Here is a 6,000-nt window from a genome sequence, read left to right as displayed (position 1 = left end):
AATTGACTGTGCCAAAATCAAGTAAACTTGATTCTGATTGGTCACTCAGTTCATTGATAAATCTTTTTTGATTATCATCAACGAGTGCCCACACAGATTGATAGGTTTATATTGTTAAAGAGCGTTCCTGGCGAACAAGACCGTTAAGTCCGTGTCGCTAGGGGTGCGAATAATACGCTTTAGCTTTTAAGAGTCAAGAGTTATTTTTAATTATCTTTCTCTTTCAACTAGTAACTCGTTTGTGAGGCTTGCCTCACTCCGTGTCAGTGAGGCGGCATTATAGGGAGGTTTTACAATGTGACAAGTTCTTTTTTAAAATCACCTTTCATTCGCTTAAAAAGCCACCAATGTCGCGTTTTATTGAATAAAACTTCAACATTTGAAGGTTATCACAGCAATTGGTTGGAAAAACACCAAGCATAAACGTAAGATTGATGTGTCTATTTTGTTAATCCTAGACATCCTTCTTCTTTTACTTGATATGTAGTATTCCAATATGAACTCTAATAAATCGATTTTACTGGTTGCATCTCTTGCAATAATAGGCGCAATCCTTTTTTCTCTGGTCGCGCTTTCTCCCGCAATTACTTTTGTTATTGGTGTTGTCTCTTCCGCTCTTGTTTTTAAATTTTTTGGCAGCAAAACGCTAACCGATGATGAGGAGTCAAAACTCTCAACGAAAACACTGTATGTCGGTAACTTGCCATACAAAGCGAATGAAGCTCATGTTCGTGAACTTTTTGCCAAATATGGAGAGGTCTTTGCCGTACGTTTGATGAAAGATAAGCGAACGGGCAAAAGGCGTGGATTTGGCTTTGTTGTGATGGCTTCTGCAAATGTAGATGGTGCTATTTCAGCTTTGAATGAGAAAGACTATATGCAGCGTACATTAAAAGTACGTGTGGCGAATGATCCTAAACATCCTGATGACGATATGTTTGAACAGGAGTAAAACCTAAGTGAGCTAATCGGCTATTGAGCGCGCTTTCTTCCCAAGGAGGTGCGCTTGATAATATCTTGTGTTGTTTGATTTTGCATTGTGGCTCGCTTTTCACACCCAATAGCTCTTGCACACGACGAGCAATAGCTTCTCCAGAATCAACTAGTACGACACTCTTCCCTAATACGGCTTGGATCTCTTCTTTTATTAATGGGAAGTGTGTACAGCCAAGGACCGCCACATCAATACGGTTCACCAAAGGGCTAAGAATCTCTTTTAATTCTGCAAGATCGACAGCTTTGCCCCTCAATTTTTCTTCTGCCATATCCACTAAGCGCGTTGACCCTAGCAATTCAACATTCTTGTCAGATGAAAAATCTCGAATCAAATCGTGAGTGTATTGACGAGTGATAGTCGCTGGGGTGGCAATGAGTCCCACGGCTTTATTTGCCAGTGACGAGGCCGGTTTAATCGCAGGGACAACCCCCACAACTGGTACAGCAAGACAAGAACGCAGCTTGGGTAAGACGATGGTGCTTGCGGTATTACAAGCAATAACGACCAAATCAATGCGCTCTTTCACCACGACATCGCTTACCAACCTAACCACACGCTTAATTAACACCTCTTGATTGAGCTCACCATAAGGATAAGCTTCATTGTCAAACAGGTAGATGTAGTTTAATTGTGGTAGTTTGGCTTGGACCTCTTGATAAACCGATAACCCACCAACACCAGAGTCAAAGATAAGCACATTAAGCTGAGACGGTTGCGACACTCTGAGCACCTTATAATGAAAACGTTCCGATCATACTCGCTCTTTATCAATTGGCAATGCTCTTGCTCGGTATCTTTGGTGACAAAAACGTTCCCCCAGTTGGAGATGCGTCAACTCTAACTCCAGTGTTCCACCCAAAAAACAGGGAGCGTCGGTGACCAGTGTATGAAACTCGCCATTTTCGCCACACGGGTCAACCTTTGCTGGTAAAGAATCAATAAACGCTCGTCCATAAGGTTGTCCACAATAGTCTGGCGTGAGGCTGTGACCATCTGTCGTCATCACCATGGTTTGGATGCCGCGATTTATGATCTCTCGCGCAAGAGCGCTACTATCTTCGCCTAACAAGGGCAACACACACTCCCAGCCAGCCGGTTCAATATAGCTTTTGCGATACTGCGCAATACCGTTACAGAACATATCGCCAAAAGCAACGGCGTCTATCTCTAATCCACTTTGTTTTAATGCGCTGATGATGGTCGATTGATAAAGCTCGTTACTTGGAAATACGGCAGGCAGCTCTATTTTGACAACGGGTAATTTTAAAAGTCGTGCTTGTAGCTCAATTACATACAAGGGGGTGGCTTGAAAGGGCACTTCATCTTCGACATAAGTGGTAAAAATGCCCACCACACAATAACGGCTATCTTCCAATAAGCGCTCTAAAGTGAGGGTTGAATCTTTTCCGCTAGACCAACTGACGATAACGTTCTTTTTCATCATCACACTCGCAAAGTAAAAACCGCCCACAGGCGGTTTCAAAAATCAGAATTGGTAAGTAGCATTTACGTAATATGTACGCTCTGGAGATGGGTATCCACCAGCTGTCTCGTACTCTTCATCAGTAAGGTTCTCGACTCGACCGTTTAAAGTAAGATTTTCATTTACGTAGTAGTTAACTGAAACATCAAACAAACTGTATGCAGCCAACTCTTCAGAGAAGTCTGGTCGCTCACCGACGTATTGGTACCCCAATGACAAATCAACATCATCGAAACTAGCTGCCGCGTTATACTTATAAATCTTCTTAGCACGGCGGACTAACTGTTCACCAGATTGGTCTTTTGGATCTTGGAAGTTAGCGCTCACTTGGTGGTTAATAAAGCCTGTATCAAAACCGACAACCATTTCCACACCACGTAATTGGCTTTCACCATCAGTGTTGTAATACTTACTCGTCGCGTAATTATAATCAATTAAGTCTTCAACGTTTGTATCGTATCCAGTAATTGACCAATCAACCTCTTGGATTAAACCACTAAAAGTTAATTCAAATGAATCCGCTTTCTCGGCTTCTAGCTTGTCATTACCGTAGTAACTATATAGTTGATACAAGTTCGGAGCTTTAAACGATGTACCATAGGCAGCCTTAACCACAAGCCATTCTGCGTAACGATAACCTAACCCTGTGTTATACGTTGTTTCAGTACCAAACTGTTCATTGTCATCAGCACGAATGCTCAACTCACCAAACACTTTATCCGCATCTGCGTTTAATGCCGTGAAGTATGCAACATTGGTTCGATCATATTCAGTATTCGATGGCTTAACGATGTAGGCCTCATCTCGCCAATCAACACCACCACTTAACGTCAGTGCTGAAGTAACTTTGTATGAGTTTACCCATTGAACATTAAGTTGCTCAAGCTCATCAGACGTAGCCGAAGAAGAGTTCTTACCTAGAGACTTTTCGTAATTCCAGCTGTCTTGGTTTTGATAATTAACTAGGAATTCAGACTTTAGCTCACTGCCATTAAATTTAACGCCAGCAGCAACAGTAGAGTTTTGTACTTCAGCTTCTTTGTAAGAGTGGACAGGGTTGCCGGTATTATGATCAACATACGAACCATCATATTGAGAGATAGTCTCGAACATTCGGAAATTCGCAAAGCCACTCCACTGTTGGTCGAAGTTATGTACATACCCGAGCAAAGCATTACGTGATTCAAACCCATGACGGTCACCATCGTTTACTCCGGGCATTGGGTGAACGTTATAGCCCTCATCAGAATCGTAACCAACCGATACGTTTAAATGACCGTTCTCGCCAATTTTAGTACCACTAACAAAACTTAATTCTTCATAATCACGGCTGCCTAATCCTGCACTCACTACAGTTTCTTCATTGTCAGAACTGACAACTGTAATGATATTAATCACACCACCAATAGCCTCTGAACCATACATAGCAGCACGAGCACCTCGTACATATTCTACTCGGTCAACAAATGCGATTGGCAGCTGGCTGAAATCGACACCACCTTTTGCAGCGCGAGCAAAACGAATGCCGTCAATTAAGACAAGAACCTGATCAGAGTTAGCACCTCGAACAAAGATCGAAGCTTGCTGGCCTCTACCACCATTCTGTGTAACTTGAATACCCGTTAATCGTTTGAATACATCAGTTAGTGACTTAGCTTGAATACGAGCTATATCTTGACGTGTCACAACCTCCACTTGAGCAATAACACTTTCGGTACTTTGCTCAAAACGGTTAGCCGTAACCACCATGGTTTCGTCAGCAGATGCTTCTTGGGCGTGTAAATTGGAGATAAGTGAAAGCAGCGATGCTACAGCCGCCGCTAAAAGGGATTTATTCATATTGTGATCCTAATTCGCGTAAGTCCTACCAAATCAACCAAAAGGTGGAATAGATTTGGCTGCTGGCAGGTATTCGGACTTGAGAGCTCTTGACCTACTAACCCGACTTCCCACAGCATTTTCCTGCAGTGTCATATTGGGTGTTCGTTCTCTCTTACCGCTGCGCGTCAGTTCTGGATTCACACCAGATTCCCTTTTCGGCCATCTATACCGCTAGATAGCACCAGCTGAGGGCGATACTATGGCTCTATTGATAATTTGTCTAGTACTGATTGGTGTCAGCTATTTTTGTTAGCTCGCAATTAATGACTAATTCAGGACAAAACTGGACAAGCGCGAGGGATTGAATAAAATCTGCGCTCTTTATTATTTGAATGCACCATACCCAAGCAAAGGTAATACCATGGCGACTCTTGATGTAAACCCACAACACTACCAGCAACAGTTGGCGGAAAAGACCGAGCGTCTGACCCAAATGTTCGCACAATACAACATGCCTCAGTTGGAAGTGTTTGAATCACCAGAGCAGCATTACCGTATGCGTGCAGAATTTCGAGTTTGGCACGAAGGTGATGAGCTTTACTACATCATGTTCAACCAAGAAACACGTGAAAAATACCGCGTTGACCAGTTTCCTGCGGCCAGTCGTTTAATTAATGATTTGATGCCACTTTTGGTCGATGCACTTAAAGGCAGCGACTCACTGCGTCGTAAACTTTTCCAAGTCGATTTTCTCTCCACTCTTAGTGGTGAAGTACTGGTTTCTCTGCTTTATCATCGCCAACTCGATGAAGAATGGATAACCCAAGCAAAAGCATTAAAACAGCGTCTCAATGATGAGGGATTCAACCTCAATTTGATTGGCCGTGCACGTAAAATGAAAGTCGTGCTCGATCGAGATTTTGTGATTGAGAAGCTGAACGTACATGGTCAAAGTTACATTTATCAACAAGTGGAAAACAGCTTTACTCAACCAAATGGTACTGTCGCACAAAAAATGTTGGAATGGGCCGTTGACTGCACGCAAGAGAGCCAAGGCGATTTATTGGAGCTCTACTGTGGGAATGGTAACTTTTCACTGGCATTGGCGAAAAATTTCGAGCGAGTGCTCGCAACCGAATTAGCCAAACCTTCTGTTGATTCCGCGCAATACAACATTGCGGCGAATAAAATAGACAATGTGCGAATCATCCGCATGTCTGCCGAAGAATTTACTCAAGCGATGGAAGGTCAACGTGAGTTTCGTCGTTTACAACAAGCGGGAGTTGATCTCAAAAGCTATCGTTGCAACACCATTTTTGTTGACCCACCGCGCTCGGGTATGGATATCGATACCTGCAAAATGGTGCAAGGCTACGAGCGGATTGTGTATATCTCCTGCAACCCAGAAACCTTAAAAGAGAATTTAGACACTCTATGTGAAACACACAAAGTGACTCGTTTCGCTCTATTCGACCAATTTCCTTACACCCACCACATGGAAGCAGGCGTGATGCTAGAGCGCATTAAATAAGGATTTAAACGGTTTTTAATTGTAGAAAAAATCGTCCTGGGTACGGCCTGGGGTACGGGAAGAAAAAAATCTAACTTCAAGCTATCTATCAAGCTGATAACGATTTACATAAAAAAGCAAAACCAACCATAGTCAAAAAAGACTATGGTTGGTTTTTAGTTCCTCGTT

At 42.8% G+C, this 6,000-nt stretch carries 5 protein-coding genes and 1 riboswitch; of the genes, 2 read left to right on the top strand and 3 right to left on the bottom strand.

What is annotated here, in order from left to right; all coding sequences use genetic code 11:
* Positions 1-496: 496 nt before the first annotated feature.
* Positions 497-952: a hypothetical protein gene (locus EXZ60_RS16585; protein WP_019282938.1), complete on the top strand. Its 456-nt coding sequence runs from the start codon at positions 497-499 to the stop codon at positions 950-952.
* On the opposite strand, the gene murI is transcribed toward EXZ60_RS16585, so the two are convergent.
* From murI to btuB, 3 genes are read right to left on the bottom strand one after another with little or no spacing between them, the layout of a single operon-like run.
* Positions 915-1,718 carry a glutamate racemase gene (murI, locus tag EXZ60_RS16580; RefSeq protein ID WP_026028593.1) on the bottom strand — a complete coding sequence of 268 codons (804 nt, stop codon included), beginning with the start codon at positions 1,716-1,718 and terminating at the stop codon, positions 915-917. The two genes, EXZ60_RS16585 and murI, sit on opposite strands and share 38 nt — an antisense overlap.
* 30 nt (positions 1,719-1,748) lie before the next feature.
* Entirely contained in the window at positions 1,749-2,480 is a 732-nt protein-coding gene (locus tag EXZ60_RS16575; RefSeq protein WP_013855457.1) for an ATPase, read from the bottom strand.
* A 3-nt stretch (positions 2,481-2,483) separates the two neighbouring features.
* The gene (gene btuB / locus EXZ60_RS16570; RefSeq protein WP_277435993.1) at positions 2,484-4,319 is read right to left on the bottom strand and encodes a TonB-dependent vitamin B12 receptor; all 1,836 of its coding nucleotides are present in this window, start codon (positions 4,317-4,319) and stop codon (positions 2,484-2,486) included.
* 46 nt (positions 4,320-4,365) lie between these two features.
* A riboswitch (cobalamin riboswitch) is annotated at positions 4,366-4,562 on the bottom strand.
* Between the two features lie 160 nt (positions 4,563-4,722).
* On the opposite strand from btuB, the gene trmA reads away from it, so the two are divergent.
* Positions 4,723-5,832 (top strand): tRNA (uridine(54)-C5)-methyltransferase TrmA, encoded by a 1,110-nt coding sequence (gene trmA, locus EXZ60_RS16565; RefSeq protein ID WP_277435992.1) that lies wholly within the window; start codon positions 4,723-4,725, stop codon positions 5,830-5,832.
* Positions 5,833-6,000: the final 168 nt, after the last annotated feature.

This window comes from Vibrio sp. 1151_11, from assembly GCF_029478525.1.
In the GTDB taxonomy this organism is placed as follows: Bacteria; Pseudomonadota; Gammaproteobacteria; order Enterobacterales; family Vibrionaceae; genus Vibrio; species Vibrio anguillarum.
Note: the sequence above shows the minus strand (reverse complement) of the source record. Positions and strands in the feature narration are given on the sequence as shown.